This window comes from Stenotrophomonas sp. HMWF023 (assembly GCF_003060985.1).
Classification (GTDB): Bacteria; Pseudomonadota; Gammaproteobacteria; order Xanthomonadales; family Xanthomonadaceae; genus Stenotrophomonas; species Stenotrophomonas lactitubi.
Window position 1 is genome coordinate 33,226 of record NZ_QAIJ01000259.1, and the last position, 20,025, is coordinate 53,250.

General features: G+C 66.5%; 23 protein-coding genes. 13 read left to right on the forward strand and 10 right to left on the reverse strand.

What is annotated here, in order from left to right:
* Positions 1–50: 50 nt before the first annotated feature.
* Together apbC and dcd are read left to right on the forward strand one after the other, a co-directional pair.
* The gene (gene apbC / locus DBR20_RS14770) at positions 51–905 is read left to right on the forward strand and encodes an iron-sulfur cluster carrier protein ApbC (RefSeq protein ID WP_089236336.1); all 855 of its coding nucleotides are present in this window, start codon (positions 51–53) and stop codon (positions 903–905) included.
* Positions 906–984: 79 nt separating this feature from the next.
* A complete protein-coding gene (gene dcd / locus DBR20_RS14775; protein ID WP_089236335.1) occupies positions 985–1,551 on the forward strand; it encodes a dCTP deaminase in 567 nt (188 codons plus the stop codon).
* A gap of 65 nt (positions 1,552–1,616) precedes the next feature.
* Here dcd and DBR20_RS22155 read toward each other — a convergent pair whose 3' ends face one another.
* The 4 genes from DBR20_RS22155 to DBR20_RS21925 all read right to left on the reverse strand — a co-directional run bounded on the left by DBR20_RS22155 (position 1,617) and on the right by DBR20_RS21925 (position 3,310).
* On the reverse strand, positions 1,617–1,784 hold the full coding sequence (locus DBR20_RS22155; protein ID WP_025876120.1) for a DUF5668 domain-containing protein: 168 nt from the start codon (positions 1,782–1,784) through the stop codon (positions 1,617–1,619).
* Positions 1,785–1,799: 15 nt separating this feature from the next.
* Positions 1,800–2,222: an HIT family protein gene (locus DBR20_RS14780; RefSeq protein WP_108266697.1), complete on the reverse strand. Its 423-nt coding sequence runs from the start codon at positions 2,220–2,222 to the stop codon at positions 1,800–1,802.
* Positions 2,219–2,890: a dienelactone hydrolase family protein gene (locus tag DBR20_RS14785; RefSeq protein WP_108266698.1), complete on the reverse strand. Its 672-nt coding sequence runs from the start codon at positions 2,888–2,890 to the stop codon at positions 2,219–2,221. The genes DBR20_RS14780 and DBR20_RS14785 overlap by 4 nt, the downstream gene beginning before the upstream one ends.
* 171 nt (positions 2,891–3,061) lie before the next feature.
* Positions 3,062–3,310: a hypothetical protein gene (locus DBR20_RS21925; protein WP_146187015.1), complete on the reverse strand. Its 249-nt coding sequence runs from the start codon at positions 3,308–3,310 to the stop codon at positions 3,062–3,064.
* A 114-nt stretch (positions 3,311–3,424) separates the two neighbouring features.
* Between DBR20_RS21925 and DBR20_RS14790 the strand changes: the two genes are divergently transcribed.
* Positions 3,425–4,009, forward strand: coding sequence for a hypothetical protein (locus DBR20_RS14790; RefSeq protein ID WP_108266699.1), 585 nt, complete (start codon positions 3,425–3,427; stop codon positions 4,007–4,009).
* A 290-nt stretch (positions 4,010–4,299) separates the two neighbouring features.
* Here the strand turns inward: DBR20_RS14790 and DBR20_RS14795 are convergent, their stop codons facing one another.
* The gene (locus DBR20_RS14795; protein WP_108266700.1) at positions 4,300–4,671 is read right to left on the reverse strand and encodes a hypothetical protein; all 372 of its coding nucleotides are present in this window, start codon (positions 4,669–4,671) and stop codon (positions 4,300–4,302) included.
* Between the two features lie 201 nt (positions 4,672–4,872).
* Here DBR20_RS14795 and rimO point away from each other — a divergent pair, with 201 nt between their 5' ends.
* Both rimO and DBR20_RS14805 read left to right on the forward strand, forming a co-directional pair.
* The gene (rimO, locus tag DBR20_RS14800; protein WP_108266701.1) at positions 4,873–6,234 is read left to right on the forward strand and encodes a 30S ribosomal protein S12 methylthiotransferase RimO; all 1,362 of its coding nucleotides are present in this window, start codon (positions 4,873–4,875) and stop codon (positions 6,232–6,234) included.
* Positions 6,231–7,049: a DUF3025 domain-containing protein gene (locus DBR20_RS14805; protein ID WP_108266702.1), complete on the forward strand. Its 819-nt coding sequence runs from the start codon at positions 6,231–6,233 to the stop codon at positions 7,047–7,049. Before rimO ends, DBR20_RS14805 begins: the two co-directional genes overlap by 4 nt.
* 43 nt (positions 7,050–7,092) lie before the next feature.
* Here the strand turns inward: DBR20_RS14805 and greB are convergent, their stop codons facing one another.
* Genes greB through DBR20_RS14820 form a run of 3 tightly spaced genes read right to left on the reverse strand, consistent with a single transcriptional unit; the run spans position 7,093 to position 9,604 of the window.
* On the reverse strand, positions 7,093–7,608 hold the full coding sequence (gene greB / locus DBR20_RS14810) for a transcription elongation factor GreB (RefSeq protein ID WP_100553118.1): 516 nt from the start codon (positions 7,606–7,608) through the stop codon (positions 7,093–7,095).
* On the reverse strand, positions 7,605–8,096 hold the full coding sequence (locus DBR20_RS21930; RefSeq protein WP_146187016.1) for a hypothetical protein: 492 nt from the start codon (positions 8,094–8,096) through the stop codon (positions 7,605–7,607). Before DBR20_RS21930 ends, greB begins: the two co-directional genes overlap by 4 nt.
* Positions 8,097–8,098: 2 nt before the next feature.
* Positions 8,099–9,604, reverse strand: a complete 1,506-nt coding sequence (locus DBR20_RS14820) for a helicase HerA-like domain-containing protein (protein ID WP_108266704.1) — start codon at positions 9,602–9,604, stop codon at positions 8,099–8,101.
* A gap of 122 nt (positions 9,605–9,726) precedes the next feature.
* On the opposite strand from DBR20_RS14820, the gene DBR20_RS14825 reads away from it, so the two are divergent.
* Positions 9,727–11,337 carry a transglycosylase SLT domain-containing protein gene (locus tag DBR20_RS14825; protein WP_108266705.1) on the forward strand — a complete coding sequence of 537 codons (1,611 nt, stop codon included), beginning with the start codon at positions 9,727–9,729 and terminating at the stop codon, positions 11,335–11,337.
* A gap of 23 nt (positions 11,338–11,360) precedes the next feature.
* Complete coding sequence (locus DBR20_RS14830; RefSeq protein ID WP_108266706.1) at positions 11,361–11,708, forward strand: ribonuclease E inhibitor RraB; 348 nt, start codon at positions 11,361–11,363, stop codon at positions 11,706–11,708.
* A gap of 92 nt (positions 11,709–11,800) precedes the next feature.
* On the opposite strand, the gene asd is transcribed toward DBR20_RS14830, so the two are convergent.
* Together asd and DBR20_RS14840 are read right to left on the reverse strand one after the other, a co-directional pair.
* Positions 11,801–12,643, reverse strand: coding sequence for an archaetidylserine decarboxylase (asd, locus tag DBR20_RS14835; protein ID WP_108266707.1), 843 nt, complete (start codon positions 12,641–12,643; stop codon positions 11,801–11,803).
* The gene (locus DBR20_RS14840) at positions 12,640–13,290 is read right to left on the reverse strand and encodes an SCO family protein (RefSeq protein WP_108266708.1); all 651 of its coding nucleotides are present in this window, start codon (positions 13,288–13,290) and stop codon (positions 12,640–12,642) included. Before DBR20_RS14840 ends, asd begins: the two co-directional genes overlap by 4 nt.
* A gap of 123 nt (positions 13,291–13,413) precedes the next feature.
* On the opposite strand from DBR20_RS14840, the gene prmB reads away from it, so the two are divergent.
* From prmB to DBR20_RS14870, 6 genes are all read left to right on the forward strand, one after another.
* Entirely contained in the window at positions 13,414–14,343 is a 930-nt protein-coding gene (gene prmB / locus DBR20_RS14845) for a 50S ribosomal protein L3 N(5)-glutamine methyltransferase (RefSeq protein ID WP_100461075.1), read from the forward strand.
* Positions 14,340–15,443, forward strand: coding sequence for a chorismate synthase (gene aroC / locus DBR20_RS14850; RefSeq protein ID WP_100461071.1), 1,104 nt, complete (start codon positions 14,340–14,342; stop codon positions 15,441–15,443). Before prmB ends, aroC begins: the two co-directional genes overlap by 4 nt.
* Positions 15,436–16,473 carry a D-glycerate dehydrogenase gene (locus tag DBR20_RS14855; RefSeq protein ID WP_108266709.1) on the forward strand — a complete coding sequence of 346 codons (1,038 nt, stop codon included), beginning with the start codon at positions 15,436–15,438 and terminating at the stop codon, positions 16,471–16,473. Before aroC ends, DBR20_RS14855 begins: the two co-directional genes overlap by 8 nt.
* A 90-nt stretch (positions 16,474–16,563) precedes the next feature.
* Positions 16,564–17,592 (forward strand): aspartate-semialdehyde dehydrogenase, encoded by a 1,029-nt coding sequence (locus tag DBR20_RS14860; protein ID WP_108266710.1) that lies wholly within the window; start codon positions 16,564–16,566, stop codon positions 17,590–17,592.
* Between the two features lie 149 nt (positions 17,593–17,741).
* Positions 17,742–19,724, forward strand: coding sequence for a FimV/HubP family polar landmark protein (locus tag DBR20_RS14865; RefSeq protein WP_108266711.1), 1,983 nt, complete (start codon positions 17,742–17,744; stop codon positions 19,722–19,724).
* The coding region (locus DBR20_RS14870; RefSeq protein ID WP_108266715.1) for a VOC family protein at positions 19,721–20,025 on the forward strand (305 nt) is incomplete at its 3' end. The genes DBR20_RS14865 and DBR20_RS14870, both read left to right, overlap by 4 nt.

Genomic DNA, 20,025 nt, shown 5'->3' on the forward strand with positions numbered 1-20,025 from the left:
CAGCTAGTATGATGTTGGGTTCTTCTTATCGATTCACCCCGGAGTCCGCAGTGAACAGTTCTTCCCGTCGTCCGCATGCCAGCCAGGTGCAGAAGGGACTGGCGCCGCATGCGCGCATCCGCAACGTGATCGCGGTGGGCTCGGGAAAGGGTGGGGTGGGCAAGTCGACCACGGCGGTCAACCTTGCCGTTGCCCTGCAGCAGCTTGGCGCGCGCGTCGGCGTGCTTGACGCGGATATCTACGGCCCCAGCGTGCCGGCGATGCTCGGCCTGTCCGGTCGCCCGGAAAGCCCGGACAACAAGAGCATCGAGCCGATGCGTGCCTTCGGCGTGGACACCATGTCGATCGGCTATCTGGTCGAGGACGAAACGCCGCTGATCATGCGCGCGCCACGCGCGACGGCGGCGCTGACCCAGCTGTTCGAAGACACGTTGTGGGACGACCTGGACTACCTGCTGATCGACCTGCCGCCGGGCACCGGCGACATCCAGCTGACGCTGGTGCAGAAGATCCCGCTGGCCGGCGCGGTGATCGTCACAACCCCGCAGGACATCGCCACGCTGGACGCGAAGAAGGCGCTGAAGATGTTCGAGAAGGTCGAGGTGCCGGTGCTGGGCGTGGTCGAGAACATGGCCGTGCATACCTGCAGCAACTGCGGGCACGTCGAGCACCTGTTCGGCGAGGGTGGTGGCGAGCGCATGGCCGCGCAGTACGGCGTGCCGCTGCTGGGGTCGTTGCCGCTGCAGATCGGCATCCGCGAGCAGGGTGATGCCGGCACCCCGATCACCGCCGCGCAGCCGGATTCGGCGGCGGCCCAGGCCTACCATCGCGCTGCCCAGCGTCTGGTCGAGGAGGTGGGCAAGCGCCCGCGCGCCTCGATCCCGATCCTGTCCTCGCTGCTGTAAGGGCCCGCTGGCGGGGCTGCGGCGGCGACGCCCGGCCCCCTGTTAGAATCCTTGCGCCCCCTTGCACCCAGGACAGAGCATGAGCATCAAGAGTGACCGTTGGATCCGCCAGATGTCCGAACAACACGGCATGATCGAGCCGTACGAGGCCGGGCAGGTCAAGCAGGTCAACGGCGAGCGCATCGTCAGCTACGGCACTTCCAGCTACGGCTACGACGTGCGCTGCTCGCGCGAGTTCAAGGTGTTCACCAACATCAACTCGACGATCGTGGACCCCAAGCATTTCGATCCGGGCAGCTTCGTCGACATCGTTGGCGATGAGTGCATCATTCCGCCGAACAGCTTCGCGCTGGCGCGCACGGTCGAATATTTCCGCATCCCGCGCGACACCCTGGTGGTGTGCCTGGGCAAGAGCACCTATGCGCGCTGCGGCATCATCGTCAACGTGACCCCGCTGGAGCCGGAGTGGGAAGGTCACGTGACTCTGGAATTCAGCAATACCACGCCGCTGCCGGCGCGTATCTACGCCAACGAAGGCGTGGCGCAGATGCTGTTCTTCCAGTCCGATGAAGTGTGCGAGACCTCGTACAAGGACCGCGGCGGCAAGTACCAGGGCCAGACCGGCGTGACCCTGCCGCGCACCTGAAGGTGGCGCCGGGCGATGCCCGGCGTTCTGCGTGATCGCGAAGGCGGCGCATGCGCCGCCTTCGCTTATTTGCCGCGACCGAACAGGATCGCGATGCCTACGGCCACCAGGCCGAGCGGCCACCAGGTCAACAGCAGGCGCGACAGGTTCAGGTTGGTCCAGCCCAGGTTGCTGGCCAGCATGAACAGGCCGATCAGGATCAGCAGGATGGCGGCGACGATATTGAATCGCATCGGGTCGGCACTGACTCAGGAATGGGCTGGATATCCTAGCCGTTCCTTCCAGTAGGCGACATGCTGGTCCAGCACGGCCGGCTCATAGCGGTGCGCTGGGCCGCTGCCCCAGACCGGTCCCGGCCACGCCGGATCACCGTCATGGCGGCCGATCACGTGGAAATGCAGCTGGCGCACGATGTTGCCCAGCGCGCCGATGTTGATTTTCTCAACCCCGTCGGAACCGTGCAGCGCCTTGCAGGCGCGGTTGAGCTCGGTGCGCAGCTTGTCCTGCTGCTCGCCGTCCAGCTCGATCCACTCGGTCACCCCGGCCAGGCGCGGCACCAGGACCAGCCAGGGGAATCGTTCGTCGTTCATCAGTCGCACTTGCGACAACGGGCCTTCGGCCACCAGCACGCTATCGGTGGCCAGGCGTGAATCGAGTTCGAAATCGCTCATCCAAGATGCTCCGAGAAGAAGTCCAGGGTGCGTTGCAGCGCCAGGGCGGCGCTGTCTGGATCATACGCATGTCCGACCTCGCGGTTGAAGGCATGATCGGCCGGATAGACGTAGGTCGCCATCTGCGGCAGCTTCTCGCGGTGGGCCTGGATCGCCGGCGGCGGGATGCTCTTGTCCTGAGCGCCGAAGTGGAACATCACCGGGGCCTTCGGCGTTTCATCCAGGAATTGCACGTTGCGCGCGCCGTAGTAGCTCACCGAGGGCAGGCCCAGGCGCAGCGCGGACAGAAGCGCGACGCTGCCTCCCCAGCAGTAGCCGACCGTGCCGACCTTGCCATGCGGGGCCAGCCGGGTGGCTGCGGCGCGGACCACTTCCAGCGCCTTTTCCATGCCCAGGGCGGTGACCCGTTCCAGGCCATCCTTCACGCCTTCGGGGGTATAGGGCAGGGCATCCGGATCGGCCTCGGGGCCGTCCACCAGGTCGAAGAATGACGGTGCCAGCACCGCGTAGCCCTCGGCCGCGAAACGTTCGGCCACGCTGCGGATGTGCGGGTTGGCGCCGAAGATTTCCTGCACCACCACCAGGCTGCCACGCGGAGGGCCTTCGGGCAGGACCTGCCAGGCACGGACCGGACCGGAATGCGTATCCAGGGTGATCCATTCGGACATCGGGGGGTACCTCGTTGCAGGGAACAGAACGGCATTGTCGACGTTGTGAGGGTTAGCGCGATGTCAGCGGCTGTGCCGCATCGGGCGGCTACGGGGAAATGGCGGTGGTTTCCCAAGGCGGTGCAGATGGTGGTTTTCGCATTGACCGGTGCACACCCGGAGCCTAAGCTTTCAGCCAGGATGACATACAAGCCTCCGGCGCAAGCCGGGGGCTTTTTTTGTTGTCCGCGCGTTGCCCGAGGGCGGCGTGGAAACAGGCGGCTGTCCGAAGCTGCCGCCGGCGCCGTCAAACGTGATGCGCGAGCCGAGCTGCGTCCTGAGGTTGTCGGAGCTGCAGTTCGAAACGGCACCGACGTCGAAAACCACCTCCGCGCCTGCCAAGCCTTGATCCAGGTGGATCGCGATCAGCAGCAACCACAACCAGGATTCAACTCTTACTTGAGGGCCGCCATGTGCGGCCCTCTGCAGTTTTGGTGCCCCGGATAGGCCGTGGCACCGATTACCGCCGCACAGGCAACAACCAGGAGCAATTCAATGAGCAAGAACGAACACATGGACGACAACGTGATGCAGCGCGCAGGCGGTGGCACCATCGATCAACCGATGGACGAGAGTGGCTGGCAGGTCAGCGGCAGCGTCATCAATGAAAAAGGCCGCCCGGTAGGTGCCAGCTTCTCCGGCAACATCAACGGCACTGCGGTCGGCGGTGAAGCAAAGACGGGCAACGCGTTCGTGAAAGTTGGTGCGGACGACTCCTTCCTGCGTCTGAAATACGAGAACGAGCGCGTTTCCGGAACGATCGGCTACGGCGTGGGCCCCGAGGAAGCTCGCCTGAGCGGCACCTTCGACAGCAACGGCAACCTCTCCGGCTCCGCCAAAGTCGAATTCAAGAACACTGTGGTCGATATTTCCCCCGCAAGCGTCGGTGTCACCTACAACTTCAGCGAAGGTTGGAAGGGAAGCGTCCGTCAGGAGTTCGGCGGCGGCATGGGCATCGATTTCTCGGGCGGCTCGTCCTTTGGTGGCGGCAGCTTCAGCCTTAGCCTGGGCGCGTCGGGAGGCGGTGGCGGATCGTGGGGGGTGAATGCCAAGTTCCAGCTGATCCTGCTGGCCAACTGAGGCTGGGCCCGGTCAGCAGCACTGCTGGCCGGGCGTTTTCTTGTTGGCGCGTCCAAAGAATTGGTCGCGTCGACAGTGACACTCTCCGAGGTCCTTCATGGATGGGCAGGATTAACGGTGCAGAGCGGCCACATCTTGGCACTTGGTCGACTGAAGACCGGCGAGATGAACAAGACAGATTGGCAGGCTGCCTCTCTCGTTTCATCCCTGCAGTCATATCCGGATCTAAACGCTCGAAAGTGTCTGAAACCAGCTGACGGCTTTGGTGCGAGCGCCATAGTCCAGAGCGTTCACCCCGGCCTGAAGGTCAGCCCAGACCTTGGCGACCGTCGGGTTGGCGAGCTCGCCATAATGACCAACTCCCGCTCCAACGCCTCGGCCTCTGCCTCTTGCTCGGCCAGCGGCGTTTCCAGCTCTCTTGCCCGGCGCTTGAGTGCTGCCGGAGCGTCAACCGCGTCATCGGCCAGCATGGCATCGTTGATCCGCTCAATCTTGGCGGCGGTGTCAGCCACCCGCGCCCGAGCAACGGTCAGCCGGCCGCCCAGCGCTTCTGATCTATCCCCACCCTCGAACAATCGGGCAGCGCGCCGCGGGGTTTGCCCTCGGGCAGTGCCTGCCAGGCGCGGACCGTAATGCGTATCCAGGGTGATCCATTCGGACATCGGGGGGCTCGTTGCGGGGCAGGCCTGCATTGCCGGCGCTGGGCGGGTTAGCGCGATGTCAGCGGCTGTGCGGGATCGGGCGGCTCACGCGATTCAGAGGCCGCCGCCCAACCCCGGTATACTGGCGCCCTTTCAGGCCCCGGCCCCCAGGTCCCCCTGCCATGCCGGCAGGGGCCCAGGCCCCCAGAGTCCCGCGATTCCATGTCCCAGCTGAACCCCAAAGTCGGCTTCGTCAGCCTTGGCTGCCCGAAGGCCCTCGTCGATTCCGAGCGCATCCTCACCCAGCTGCGGTCGGAAGGCTACGACATCGTCCCGTCCTACGATTCGGCCGATGTGGTGGTGGTCAACACCTGTGGCTTCATCGATTCGGCGGTGACCGAGTCGCTGGATGCCATCGGCGAGGCGATGAACCAGAACGGCAAGGTCATCGTCACCGGCTGCCTGGGCAAACGCCCGGAGCAGATCCGTGAGGCGTACCCGAACGTGCTGGCGGTGTCCGGGCCGCAGGATTACCAGAGCGTAATGGAAGCCGTGCACGCGGCGCTGCCGCCCAAGCACGACCCGTTCGTGGATCTGGTGCCGGACTACGGCATCAAGCTGACCCCGCGTCACTACGCCTACCTGAAGATTTCCGAAGGCTGCAATCACCATTGCAGCTTCTGCATCATTCCGTCGATGCGCGGCAAGCTGGTCTCGCGCCCGGTGGATGACGTGCTGCGCGAAGCCGAGCGCCTGGTGCGTGGCGGCGTGCGCGAACTGCTGGTGGTTTCGCAGGACACCTCTGCCTACGGCGTGGACGTGAAGTACGCCGAGAAGATGTGGCGCGACAAGGCCTACCAGACCCGACTGAAGGCACTGTGCGAAGGCTTGTCCGAACTGGATGCGTGGGTGCGCATGCACTACGTCTATCCGTATCCGCACGTCGATGACGTGGTACCGCTGATGGCCGAGAACCGGATCCTGCCGTACCTGGACATCCCGTTCCAGCACGCCAGCCCGCGCATCCTGCGCCTGATGAAGCGCCCCGGCGCGGTCGAAAAGACCCTGGAGCGCGTGCAGAACTGGCGCCGTATCGCGCCGGACATCACCGTGCGTTCGACCTTCATCGTCGGTTTCCCGGGCGAGACCGAGGCCGAGTTCGAAGAGCTGCTGTCCTTCCTGGACGAAGCGCAGCTGGACCGCGTCGGTGCGTTCGCCTACTCGCCCGTCGAGGGCGCCACGGCCAACAACCTGCCGGACCCGGTGCCGGAAGAAGTGAAGCAGGAACGCTTGGCGCGCTTCATGGAAAAGCAGGCGCAGATTTCGGCCTCGCGTCTGGAAGCCAAGATCGGCACGGTGCAGCAATGCCTGGTCGATGCCATCGAAGGCGATATCGCCGTGGCCCGTTCCAAGGCAGATGCGCCGGAGATCGACGGCCTGGTGCATATCCAGAACGCCGATCAGGTGCCGCTGCGCGTGGGTGAGTTCGTCGACGTGGAAATCACCGAGAGTGACGAGCACGACCTCTACGGCGACGCGCTGCCGCCGACCACGCGCCCGGCATTCGACCTCAAGGTGCTGTGACCGCGGCGGAGGCTGCTGATGGCGGCCCCCGCCGCTTCGTGGCACCGCTGCGCGCGGCAGTGGATGGGGCCGCGTTCGATCATCCGCTGTTTGCCGGTATCGCCGAATTCGCTGATCTGCTGACCGCAGCGAACTGGCCGCGCGTGTCCGGCCTGGACGCGCGCCTGGCGCTGCCGGGCAAGCGCTTTGTCGAACAGGATGCGGCGTTGCTGGCCGACGGCCTGCACTATGAAACGCGCATCGCCGAAGGTCGCATCGCAACCCGGGCCGAAAACTGGCACGACCTGTTCAATGCCCTGGTCTGGGCACGCTACCTGCCGATCAAGCGCGCACTCAACACGCAGCAATGCCGGCACATCGACAGCATGGCCGCAGGGCAGCGCAACCGCGCGCAGGCCGCGCTGACCCAGTTCGATGAAACGGGCGTGGTGGTGCGCGTGCACGATCCGGCCTCGCTGGCCGCCTGGGATGCTCACGATTGGCGCGCGTTTTTCGAACACATCCCTTGGCAGTCGGGGCGGATCACCATTGCCGCTGTGTTTGGTCACGCCTTGATGGAACAGGCGCTGCTGCCGGGCCGGCTGCTGGTGGGTAAATGCATCGTGCTGCAGGGCGATGATGATGCCGGCTGCATCGGCGCGGTCGCGCAGGCCATCGACGAGGGCAGGGTGCTGCTCGACCCTCTGGAGCTGCGGCCGCTGCCATTGGCGGGCATTCCGGGCTGGCACACCGATCAGACACCAGCCTTCTACGCGAACGACGATTACTTCCGCCCGCTGCGCGAAGGTCGTCGTTACCCGTCGCCGCTGCTGTAGAGCCGAGCCCATGCCCGGCTGAGCGCGGCTGCCCGCCAGAGGCTCAGCCCTTGGCCGCAGTCTCGTACTCGACATCGATCACCGCAAAGGTGTGATGACCACTGGGCAGTTCCACCGAAAACTCATCATCCAGGCGCTTCTTCAACAAGGCCCGCGCCAAGGGCGAATCGATGCTGATCCAGCCCAGCCCCGCATCGGTCTCATCCGGCCCGACGATGCGGTAGCGGCTGGTCTGCCCGCTGTCCACGTTCTCCAGCTCCACCCAGGCACCGAAGAACACCGCTTGTGGATCGGTCGGCGTGGTGTCGACCACGCGCAGTGATTCCAGGCGCTTGGTCAGGTAGCGCACGCGACGATCGATCTCGCCCAGCTGCTTCTTGCGGTAGGTGTATTCGGCATTCTCCGAGCGATCGCCTTCGGCGGCGGCCGCGGCCAGCGCCTTGACCACTTCGGGTCGACGCACCCGCCACAGCTCATCCAGCTCGGCTTTCAAGCGTGCATGGCCGGCGGCGGTGATCAGCGCGGTGCTCTTTTCTGCGGGGGGACGCCAACGGCTCACTTCTTGACTCTATCCAGGGTGCTGCGCATGTGGGTGGGGCTGCCATCGGCATTGAGCATGACCAGTACATCGGCTGATTCCACGCCAAACAACAGATCTTCCGTTTGCTGGTGATCATGGTGCAGGCGCAGGTTCGTGCCGCCGGCCTCCAAGGACCATTTGCTTTCGACAAGGTCCCAGACCGCGCCGCCCTTCAGTGCGTAGCGGCCGTTGGGTTTGAGTTCGAGAGTACGGGTTTCGATGCCGCCAACGAGGAATGTGCCGGCCAGTTCCGTGGTGCTGACTGGCATGTAAGCAGGCGCTGCTTCGCTTGGCCTTGCCTCGGCAGCCTCCACCACTTCCTGGCCGGTGTGTCCCACAGCGGGAGCATTGTCCGAAGTTGCAGCGGCAATGCTGCCTTCTGCAGGTGCGTGCGGTGGCTTGCAACCTACCGTCAGCAATGCCATCAACATCCCTGCGGCTGTAACAATGAGGGCGCGGTTGCGCATGCTCAGCGCTTGCCGCCGAAGATGCCACCGAGGATGCCGCGCACGATCTGGTTGCCCAGCTTGGTACCGACCGTACGCGTTGTCTGCTTGGCCATCGTCTCGATCATGCCCTGGCGGCGCTTGGTGCCAAAGATTGCGTCCTTGATCGACTGCCCGAAGCCACCTTCCTGCGCCTCGTCCTGCTCACGGCTGCGTGCGGCCGGCGCATCGGTTTTCTCGACCACCTTCTGCGCGCGCTGGGCCAGCAGTTCGGCGGCCGATTCGCGGTTGATGGCGGTGTCGTAGCGCGTGCCGACCGGGCTGCCGGCACGCACCTGCGTACGTTCGGTCTCGGTGACCGGTCCCATGCGGCAGCGCGGCGGGGCGATCATCGTCTGCTGTACCGGCATCGGCACGCCCTTGTCCTGCAGCGTGGACACCAGCGCCTCGCCGGTACCGAGCTGGCTGAGCACCTTCACCACATCCAGTTTCGGGTTCGGCACGAAGGTCTCGGCGGCGGTCTTCACTGCCTTCTGGTCGCGCGGGGTGAATGCGCGCAACGCGTGCTGCACGCGGTTGCCGAGCTGGCCGAGGATGTTGGCCGGTACGTCGTCCGGGAACTGCGAGCAGAAGTACACGCCCACGCCCTTGGAGCGGATCAGCCGCACCACTTGTTCGATGCGCTGTACCAGTGCAGGCGGTGCATCGTCGAACAGGAGGTGCGCTTCGTCGAAAATGAAGACCAGCTTCGGCTTGTCGAGGTCGCCCACTTCCGGCAGCTGCTCGAACAGCTCCGACAGCAGCCACAGCAGGAAGGTGGAGTACAGCTTGGGCTTGAGCACCAGCTGGTCGGCGGCAAGGATGCCGATGACACCGCGGCCATCATGGTTGACCCGCATGATGTCGGCCAGTTCCAGCGCCGGTTCGCCGAAGAAATGCTCGCCGCCGTCCTGCGCCAGGCGCAGCAGGGAGCGCTGGATGGCCGCCACCGACTGCGCGCTGACCAGGCCGTACTCGGTGGAGATGTCCTTGCGCTCCTCGGCCACCAGGCCGAGCAGGGCGCGCAGGTCGTCCATGTCCAGCAGCAGCAGGCCGCGGTCATCGGCCAGCTTGAACACGATGTCGAGCACGCCGGCCTGGGTGTCGTTCAATTCCAGGATGCGTGCCAGCAGGGTCGGGCCCATCTCGCTCACGGTGGTGCGAACCGGGTGGCCGAGCTTGCCGTACAGATCCCAGAACACGGTGGGGCTGGCCGCCGGGGCGTAGTCGCCCACGCCGATCTCGGCCGCGCGCTTGAGCAGGTTCTCAGCGCCGGTACCTGGCACGGCCAGGCCAGACACATCGCCCTTCACATCGGCCAGGAACACCGGTACCCCGATCCGCGAGAAACCCTCGGCCAGGGTCATCAGGGTCACGGTCTTGCCGGTGCCGGTAGCGCCGGCCACCAGCCCATGACGGTTGCCGAGTTTCGGCAGCAGGGTGACAGCTACATCGTCAGTGATGCCTTTGCCGAGCAGAATCGGATCCATGGTCCAGCCCTTGTGATGAATGTGCCAATGTTAACCGCCGACAGTGACGGGCCGAAGGTCGGCTTGCCCCGACCTTGGCCGCGCCGCTACTCTGCCTGCCTGTTTCATACACAGTGCCACCAATGCCCGTTCCTGTCCTGATTTCCCGCACCTGGCCGCTGCTGGCCCTGGCTGGCCTGGTTTCCCTGGCGCCGGAGGCCCACGCACAGCGGGTTTCGGCCCGGGACAAGGTGAAGGTGGATACACTGCAGCTGCGCATGACGGCTGCCGAGAAGCGCTACAGCGATGCCGTGCTGCTGGTCGCCAACGCCGATCCGAAGGGTCGCAACGAGGCCGATGCCGCGCTGGAGGACATGGAAGATGTCATCAGCGAGTGCGTGAAGCAGAAGGGCTGCCAGATGAGCAACATGCTGGCGACCTACAAGCGGCTGCTCAAGCACGATGCCGATGCTGCCGCCGATGATGACGTGGCCGATGAAGCCGGCGACCGCCTGGAAGCCGACCCGGACCATGTCGGCCCGCTGGCTGCCGACGTGCCCGAGGCGACCCGCGCGGCGGCGCTGCTCAACGACAAGCGCCATGCCTTCGACAACATGGTCGAGTACAACCCGGCCGTGCAGGCCGGCATCCGCCGCTGGCTGACCGACATGCGCCCGGCGCTGATGACCACCTACGAGAACTACCAGAACCTGCGCGCGGTGATGTGGCCGGAATGGGAGAAGCGCGGCCTGCCCGAGGCGTTGCTGTTCGGCATCATGGCCAAGGAGTCCAATGGCCGCGTGCATGCGTCCTCACGCGCTGGTGCCGCAGGACTGATGCAGTTCATGCCGGCCACCGGCCGCCGCTTCGGCCTGGGCCCGGACGGTACCGGTTTCGATACCCGCTTCGATGCGCGCAGCGCCGCCGAAGCCAGCGCGACCTACCTCAACGAGCGCATGCGTGAGCTCAACAACAATGTCGAACTGTCGTTGGCCGGCTACAACGGCGGCGAAGGCCGCGCGGCGCGCGTCTACAAGCAGTACCCGGGGCAGAGCTTCTGGGTGGACAGCGTCTACAACCAGTTCCCGGGCGAGACCAAGGACTACGTGCCGATGGTGATCGCCGCGTCCTGGATCTTCCTGCACCCGCAGCAGTACGGCGTGGAGTTCCCGAAGATCAACGCACAGCCGGCCACGATCCGCTTGGCCCGCTCGACCACGATCTACGAGCTGACCATCTGCCTGGGCAGCCATGGCACTCGCGATGGCTACATGCGCGCATTGCGCAACCTCAACCCGCGCTATGAGGCCGACGGCTGGATTCCGGCCGGAACCCTCATCAACGCCACCAACCGCATTGCCGGCCTGTACACGCGCAACTGCGTCAGCGGCCCGCGTGCGGACCTGGCCCGCACCCTGATTACCGCCGACCTCAATGCGGCGATCGTGCGCCCCAGCGCCGCCAGCTACACCGGCAGCGTGGCCGTGGGCGGGGTGGTGCCGGTGGTCGATCCCAATGCCGCCAGCAGCGTGCCGACCACGCCTGCAGCGCCGGTGGCTGCGCCGCGCCCGGCGCCGGCACCCCGTGCCAAACCGGCGCGCAGCTACAAGGTCGGCAAGGGTGAGACCCTGGGCCGGATCGCCGCGAAGTTCCAGTGCGATGTACCGGTGCTGGCCCGCGCCAATGGCCTCAAGGCCCCCGGCTACAGCCTGCGCCACGGCCAGGTGCTGAAGCTGCAGGGCTGCGACAAATAATTTTTCTGCAATCTGGATATCGCATGGACATCGAAGACACCCGCAACCTGTTCACCAACCTCCGCGAGAACACCGACTGGGACCTGGATGCCCCGCTGCTGTGGGGGTACTTCTTCGTGCACTCCACTGCCGAACCGCTGCAGGCACTGGGCACCCACCTGCAAGCGCAGGGCTATGTGCTGGTGGAGATGTTCGAGCAGGAGCCGGAAGACGGTGACGCTGCATTCCACGTGCTGCACGTGGAGCGCGTGGAAGTCCACGACGAAACCTCACTGGACAAGCGCAACCAGGAGCTGAGTGCGCTGGCCACGCAGATGGGCGTGGAAGACTACGACGGGATGGACGTCGGCCCGGCGCCGACCCTGCAGTAACGCCCGCATCCGGTAGTGCCGGCCGCTGGCCGGCAACGCTCGATGCGTTGGATCAACGGAGATGCCGGCCAGCGGCCGGCACTACCAGAAGATCAGCGCAGCTTCGCCAATGCCTGGCCCAGCTGCACAGGATGCTCGGCATCCAGATGCGGGGCGAATTCGGCCACCCCCGGTGGCAGCAGCACGATCACGGTCGAGCCGTAATTGAAGCGCGCCATCTCTTCGAAGCGCTGCAGCGTGATGCCGCGGCCCCGGTAATCCTTGCGGGTGATGCGGTCGCCGTAATGCGGAATTTCTTCGCCGCTCCACACCGTTTCCACGCCCGACACCAGCAGCGCACCGACCATCACGCTGACCATCGGGCCGAAACTGGTGTCGAAGTGGCAGACCAGGCGTTCGTTGCGTGCGAACAGGCCGGGCACGTTGTTCACCGCGGCCGGGCCGACGCTGAACAGGCGGCCGGGTACGTGCACGGTTTCGCGCAGGGTGCCGGTCCACGGCATGTGCACGCGGTGATAGTCGCGCGGCGACAGGTACACCGTGGCATACAGGCCCTCGTTGAACGGCTTGGCGTCCTCGGCGCTGCCCAGCAGCTCGGCGGCGGTGAAGGACTGGCCCTTGGCCTGGAAGATGCGGCCGGCGTCGATCTTTCCGAGCTGGCTGATGCGGCCGTCGGCCGGCATCACCAGGCTGCGCGGATCGGCATCCGCCACGCGCGCGCCGGGTTTCAGCGCGCGGGTGAAGAACTGGTTGAAGGTCGAGTAGCTGCGCGGGTCCGGGTTGGCCGCTTCATCCAGGTTGACGTTGAACTTGCGGGTGACCGTGTCGATCAGCCAGCGCGATACGCGCGGGTTGTCCGAGTACGCCAGCGAACGCGCCATCGAGGACAGCAGGCGGTGGGGCAGGACGTACGTCAGGGCGGTGGTCAGACTCATGGGGCGGATTTCTCGGTCAGCTTCTGCAGGTCGCGGGCGATCGCCGGCGCGTTGAACGGGGGCCGCACCAGGCCGGCGAGCCGGCCCTGCGGATCGAGCACGGCCAGGCTGGCGGAGTGCTCGAGGGTGTAATCCTCGGGATTCTCGTCGAAGTGCTTGCCCGGCACCTTCTGGAACACGAAGCCCAGCGAGGTGGCAAAGCGCTCCAGCGAGGGGATGTCGGCGGTCGCCGCCAGGGTGTCCTTGTGGAAGCCATGGGCGTACTCGCCCAAGCGGGTCGCGGTGTCGCGCTCCGGGTCGACCGAGACGAACAACACGCGCGGGCGCAGGCCATCGGGCAGGGCTTCCCACTGGTTCTGCGCACCGGCCAGCTCGGCCAGGGTGGTCGGGCACACGTCCGGGCAGAAGGTGAAGCCGAGGAACACCAGGGTCCAGTGGCCCTTCAGCTCGCCGGGAATCAGGCGCGTGCCGTCGGACTGGGTCAGGTTGTAGTCGGGCAGGGCGCGCGGCTGCGGGTACAGGGTGATCGCTTCGGTGGCCGGCTGCCCGGCCGGCGGCTTCGGCGCGAACACCTGCTGGGCGGCGAGCAGGCCAAGGCCCGCTGCCAGAGCGATCAGCAGGATGATGCCGACGTTGCGATTGAACATGGGATTCCGCCGCAGGAAGTGGCCACCATCATACCGGCTGCGACTGGATCGTTTCTGCCGCAACGGATGCCGGCGCAGGCGGCAACCCCTATAATCGGGGGCCACTTTGCCCGCAGTACCGCCATGACCGCTGAAACGGCCGCCGAACTCCATACGATCATCGATCTGATCCGCTACGGCACCAGCCGTTTCAACGCTGCGGGCCTGACCTTCGGGCACAGCTACGACAATGCCCTGGACGAGGCCACCCAGCTGGTGCTGCACGGCCTGCATCTGCCGCACGACCTCGGCCCGGCCTACGGCCAGGCGCGCCTGCTGCGGGAAGAGAAGCTGGCGGTGCTGGAGCTGTTCCAGCGCCGCATCGACGAGCGCATCCCGGCCGCCTACCTGACTGGTGAAGCCTGGTTCGCCGGCCTCAGCTTCAAGAGCGACACGCGTGCCCTGGTGCCGCGTTCGCCGATCGCCGAACTGATCGAGTGCGGCTTCGAGCCGTGGCTGGCCGGCCGCGACGTCAGCCGCGCGCTGGACCTGTGCACCGGCTCGGGCTGCATCGCCATCGCCATGGGCCACTACTACCCGAACTGGGAAGTGGACGGCGTGGACCTCAGCGATGAGGCGCTGTCGCTGGCCGAAGAGAACAAGGAACGCCTGCAGGCGCACAACGTGACCCTGCTGAAGTCGGACCTGTTCAACGGCCTGACCGGCCGCCACTACGACCTGATCGTCACCAACCCGCCGTACGTCACCAACGACGAGACCGATGCCCTGCCGCAGGAATACTCCTACGAGCCGGACATGGGCCTGCGTGCCGGCGACGACGGCCTGGACCTGGTGCTGAAGATCCTGCGCGACGCGCCGCTGCACCTGAGCGAGGACGGTCTGCTGATCTGTGAAGTGGGCGAATCCGAACAGCACCTGATCAAGCTGCTGCCGGAAGTCGATTTCGCCTGGGTCGAGTTCAAGGTCGGCCAGATGGGCATCTTCGCGGTCGAGTGCCGCGAGCTGATCGCCCACAGCGCACGCATCACCGAATTGGCGGCACAGCGCCCGTGAGCTCCAATTCGTTCGGCAAGCTGTTCACCGTCACCACGTTCGGCGAATCGCACGGGCCGGCCATCGGCTGCGTGATCGATGGCTGCCCGCCGGGGCTGGCGCTGGACGCGGCCGAATTCAGCCACGACCTGCAGCGTCGCGCCACCGGCAAGAGCCGGCATACCTCGGCGCGGCGCGAGGCCGACGAAATCGAGATCCTGTCCGGGGTGTACGAGGGCCTGACCACCGGCACCCCGATCGCGCTGCTGATCCGCAACACCGACCAGCGCAGCAAGGACTACAGCAACATCGGCCAGCAGTTCCGTCCGGGGCATGCCGACTACAGCTACTGGCACAAGTACGGCATCCGCGACCCGCGTGGCGGTGGCCGCTCCTCGGCGCGCGAGACCACCATGCGCGTGGCTGCTGGCGTGGTCGCCAAGAAATGGCTGGCCGAACGCTTCGGCATCACCGTGCGCGGCTACCTGTCGCAGCTGGGCGAGATCACCCCGGCCGGTTTCGACTGGTCGGTGGTCGAGGACAACCCGTTCTTCTGGCCGCACGCCGCACAGGTGCCCGAGCTGGAGGCGTACATGGATGCGCTGCGCAAGTCCGGTGATTCGGTCGGCGCCTGCGTGGACGTGGTCGCCGACAACGTGCCACCGGGCTGGGGTGAGCCGATCTACGGCAAGCTCGATGGGGAACTGGCTGCCGCACTGATGAGCATCAACGCGGTGAAGGGCGTGGAGATCGGCGACGGTTTCGCCAGCGCCATGCAGAAGGGCACCGAGCACCGTGACCTGCTGACTCCTCAGGGTTTTGCCAGCAACCATGCCGGCGGCATTCTCGGCGGCATCTCCACCGGCCAGCCGGTGGTCGCCTCGATGGTGCTCAAGCCGACCTCCAGCCTGCGCCTGCCGGGTGAGTCGCTGGATACGGCCGGCAATGTGGTGGAGGTGGTGACCACCGGCCGCCATGATCCCTGCGTCGGCATCCGCGCTACACCCATCGCCGAGGCGATGATGGCACTGGTGCTGATGGACCAGGCGCTGCGCCACCGCGCGCAGTGCGGCGACGTCGGCACCATCACTCCGCGCATTCCCGGCCAGCTTGATGGCTGATGCGCGGCCGACGGTCTGGGTGAGCCAGCCGCTGATCGACGCGGCCATCGCGCCGCTGCGCGATCGCGTGCAGCTGCGCACCACCGACACCGTCACCGTCTGGTCACCGCAGCAGATCGCCGCGCAGCTGGCTGACGTTGACGGAGCGATCATCACCCTCAACGAGCGGATCGGCGCGGCCCAGGTCGCTGATGCCGCGCAGCTGCAGGTGATCGCGAATGTCGGGGTCGGCTACAACAACCTGGATGTCGACGCGCTCAGCGCCGCCGGCATCCTCGCCAGCAACACCCCGGACGTCCTCACCGAGACCACCGCCGATCTCGGCTTCGCCCTGCTGATGGCCACCGCGCGCCGGATCACCGAATCCGAGCGCTGGCTGCGCGAGGGGCAATGGGGGCAGTGGTCGTTCCAGACCATGCTCGGTGCCGACATCCATGGCAGCACGCTGGGCATCCTCGGCATGGGCCGCATCGGCCAGGGCATCGCCCGTCGCGGTGCACTCGGCTTCGGCATGAAGGTGCTGTACCACAACCGTTCGCGGTTGCCGGCCGATACCGAATCCGCACTCGGTGCGACCTACGTGGACCTGGACACGCTGCTGGCGCAGTCCGACCATCTGCTGACCGTACTGCCGTACTCCCCGTCATCGCACCACATCATCGACGCTGCCGCGCTGGCGAAGATGAAGCCGTCGGCCACGCTGGTGAACATCGCCCGCGGCGGCATCGTCGACGAACTTGCGCTGGCCGATGCACTGGCCAACGGTCGCCTGGCCGCGGCTGGCCTGGATGTCTACGAAGGCGAGCCGAACGTGCGGCCGGAACTGCTGGCCCTGCGCAACATCGTGCTGACCCCGCACATCGGCAGCGCCTCGCTGGCCACGCGCACGGCCATGGTGCAGATGGCCGTGGACAATCTGCTGGCCGGGCTTGGCCTGGACGGCAGCCCGGCGCGCATGCCGAGCGCGATCAACGCCGACGCGGCCCTTGCCGCGCGCGCATCCTCGGATAAAAAAAGCGGGAAACGATAGGGAACCTCCGCGCATCCATCCGAGGAGGCTCCCCGAACCCAGCTGTCGTGCGTGAGTTTTCCCCCTTCCCGTTTTCGTGAGAGTTCCCCCATGAGCAATGCACAACGCAGCTTCCACGTCGCCATCGTCGGCGCCACCGGTGCGGTCGGCGAGACCATGCTGGCCATCCTGGCCGAGCGCGATTTCCCGGTCGCCACCCTCAGCCTGCTCGCTTCCGAGCGCTCGGCCGGCGGCGAAGTCGAATTCAACGGCAGCAAGGTCAAGATCCAGGACCTGGCCACCTTCGACCCGAGTGGCGTGGACATCGCCCTGTTCTCGGCCGGTGGCAGCGTGTCCAAGGAATACGCCCCGAAGTTCGCCGCCGCTGGCGCGGTGGTGATCGACAACTCCTCGGCCTTCCGTTACGACGATGACGTGCCGCTGGTGGTGTCGGAGGTCAACCCGGACCAGATCGGCAACCGTCCGCGCGGCATCATCGCCAACCCGAACTGCTCCACCATGCAGATGCTGGTCGCGCTGGCACCGCTGCATCGCAAGTACGGCATCGAGCGCATCAACGTGTCCACCTACCAGTCGGTGTCCGGCGGCGGCCGTTCGGCGCTGGAAGAACTGGGCAAGCAGACCGGCCAGCTGTTGAGCTTCCAGGAAATCGATCCGCAGCGTTTCCCGGTGCAGATCGCCTTCAACCTGATCCCGCACATCGACGACTTCCTGGACAACGGCTTCACCAAGGAAGAGATGAAGCTGGTCTGGGAGACCCGCAAGATCCTGGGCGACGACAGCATCCTGGTGAACCCGACCGCGGTGCGTGTGCCGGTGTTCTACGGCCACTCCGAATCGGTGGCGATCGAAACCCGTGACAAGGTGACCGTGGCCGAAGCGCGCGCGCTGCTGGAACAGTCGCCGGGCATCGAGGTGGTGGATCGTCATGAAGCCGGTGGCTACCCGACGCCGGTCACCCATGCCTCGGGCACGGACGCGGTGTACGTTGGACGCATCCGCGAGGACCTGTCGCATCCGCGCGGCCTGAACCTGTGGATCGTGTCGGACAACGTGCGCAAGGGGGCTGCCCTCAACGCGGTGCAGCTGGCCGAGCTGGTCGCCGCCGAGACGCGCTGATCGCCGCTGTTGCCTGACCGGTAGTGCCGGCCGCTGGCCGGCATTGCCTTGTCGGCGCATGCCCGTGCTGCCGGCCAGCGGCCGGCACTACCGCAGGCCGCCTCCCCGGTGGGTGCGGACCTTGGTCCGCACGCTTTATAGTGTCGCCCATGAATAAACGAGCCAAGGGCGCACGGCGTCCGCTCACCTGTCTTTCCGCCGCGCTGCTGGCCCTGGTCAGCAGTTCGGCCATGGCCCTGGGGCTGGGCGACATCCGGGTCCTGTCCAAGCCGGGACAGCCGTTGCTGGCCGAGATCCCGGTGATCTCGGCCGATCCGTCCGAACTTGAGAACCTGCGCGTCGCGCTCGCCTCGCCGGTCACCTTCGAGCGCGTTGGCCTGCAGCGTCCGGCTGGCTTGGTCAGCGAACTGCAGTTCGAGTTGACCCGCAACGCACAGGGCAGGGCGGTGGTGCGGGTGACCTCGCAGACGCCTGTGGAAACCCCGTCGCTGAGCTTCCTGGTCGAGGCCGATTGGGGCCAGGGTCGGCTGGTGCGTGAGTACTCGGCGCTGGTCGATGCACCGGCCAGTGCACTGGCCGTGGCCGAACCGGAGATCGTCGCGCCGGCCGGCGTGCTGTCGGACACCATCGTCCGCGATGCGCCTGCCGCCGCTGCAACCACAGCCGAGCCGGCACCAGCCACGCCGGCAGCCGCACCTGCGGCACCGCGTCCGCGCGCTGCGGCACCTGCGCCAGCACCAGCAGCGCCCGCACTGGCCGCAGACGGCAGCGTGACCGTGCAGCGCGGGCAGACCCTTTCGCAGATTGCCGGGTCGCTGGCCCGTGGCAATCAGATCAGTCGCGACCGGGCGATGATCGCGCTGTTGCGCGCCAACCCCGAAGCCTTCATCCGAGGCAACGTCAACCTGCTCAAGCAGGGCGCGGTGCTGCGCATGCCGGGCGATAGCGCACTGGCCGCGGTGGATGCGGCCGAGGCCGCCGCGCTGGTTCGCGAACATGCCGCGCAGTGGCGGCAGGCACGTACCGTGCCGCAGCCGGCTGGCGCCCCGATGCCGGTGGCCAAGGCCGATGGCAGCGTTTCTTCCCCGGCTGCGGCCTCAGGGGCACGACTTGAAATCGCTCCGGCGCTGGCATCCGACGCCGCGCACGCGGGCACAACCACCGGCACCAGTGCCGGCAGCGAGGGTGACATGCTGGGCAACGAACAACTGCGCCAGGCCAAGGAGGACATCGCCACCCGCGATGCCGAGATCGGCGATCTGAAGCAGCGCGTGGCGGAGCTGGAGAAGCTCAAGGAGCAGCAGCAGTCACTGATCGCGATGAAGGACAATGACCTGGCCGCCGCGCAGCAGCGCTTGGCACAGGCGCCGGGTGCGCCGGGCGCCGGTACGCCGTGGTACTGGCTGGGCCTGCCGCTGCTGGTGCTGGTTGCCCTGGGCGCCTGGTTGCTGCGTCGTCGCAAGCCCTCGCCGCTGCCACCGCTGCGCGAGGAACACGATGCCGCCGGCCTGGCCGCAGCCCTGCCAGCAGGTGCCGCGCTCGATACCCTGGCCGAGCAGGACGCCGGGGTGGGTTTCGCGGCCGAAGGCGGACGTCAGGAACCGGCGATGCCGGCCTGGGCCAGCACCGCCGGCCATGATGCGCCGGATGCGGAAAGCCGTGAGGATGCCTCGCCGGCCGAGTGGCGGGCGGGTGAGCTTGATGAAGACGAGCTGGCTGAACTGCCTGCTGCGGTGAACGACCTGCCGCGCTGGGACGATGCCGCTGCCGCTGCCCCAGTCGCGCCGACCGAACCGGCCGAGGTAGCCGTACCCGACTACGCGCTGCAGGCCGAACAGGAGCCGCAGTTCCGCGGTGTGTTCGATCTGCCGGCCGAACCGCATGAGCACGGGACGGCTGCACCGGTCGACCTGCACGACGAGCATGCTGCCGACGAGGACGCCGTCGGGTCTTCGGCAGGCAGTGGCCATGACTGGACCCCGCGTGTCGGCCAGGAACGGCTGGAACTGGCCATCGCCTATCTGGACCTGGGCGACTCGCAGACTGCGCGCACCCTGCTGCACGAGGTGGCCGAAGGCGGCGATCTGCATTGCCAGGCGCAGGCCCGCGAACTGTTGGCCCGCCTGCCATGACCCGCGAACGCCGTCTCGACTACGTTGAATTCGCCTCGAGCGACCCGGCTGCGAGCCGCGCCTTCTTCGAAGACGTGTTCGGCTGGTCGTTTGTCGATTACGGCAGCGACTACACCGCCTTCGATGACGGCCGCCTGCAGGGAGGCTTCTTCCGCGGCCAACCGCAGCGTGCCAGCGAAGGCGCGCCACTGCTGGTGCTGTATGCCGACCAGCTGGCGCCGATGGAAGCGGCGGTGCGCGCGGCCGGTGGCCAGATCGTGCGAACCGTGTTCTCTTTTCCCGGCGGCAGCCGTTTCCAGTT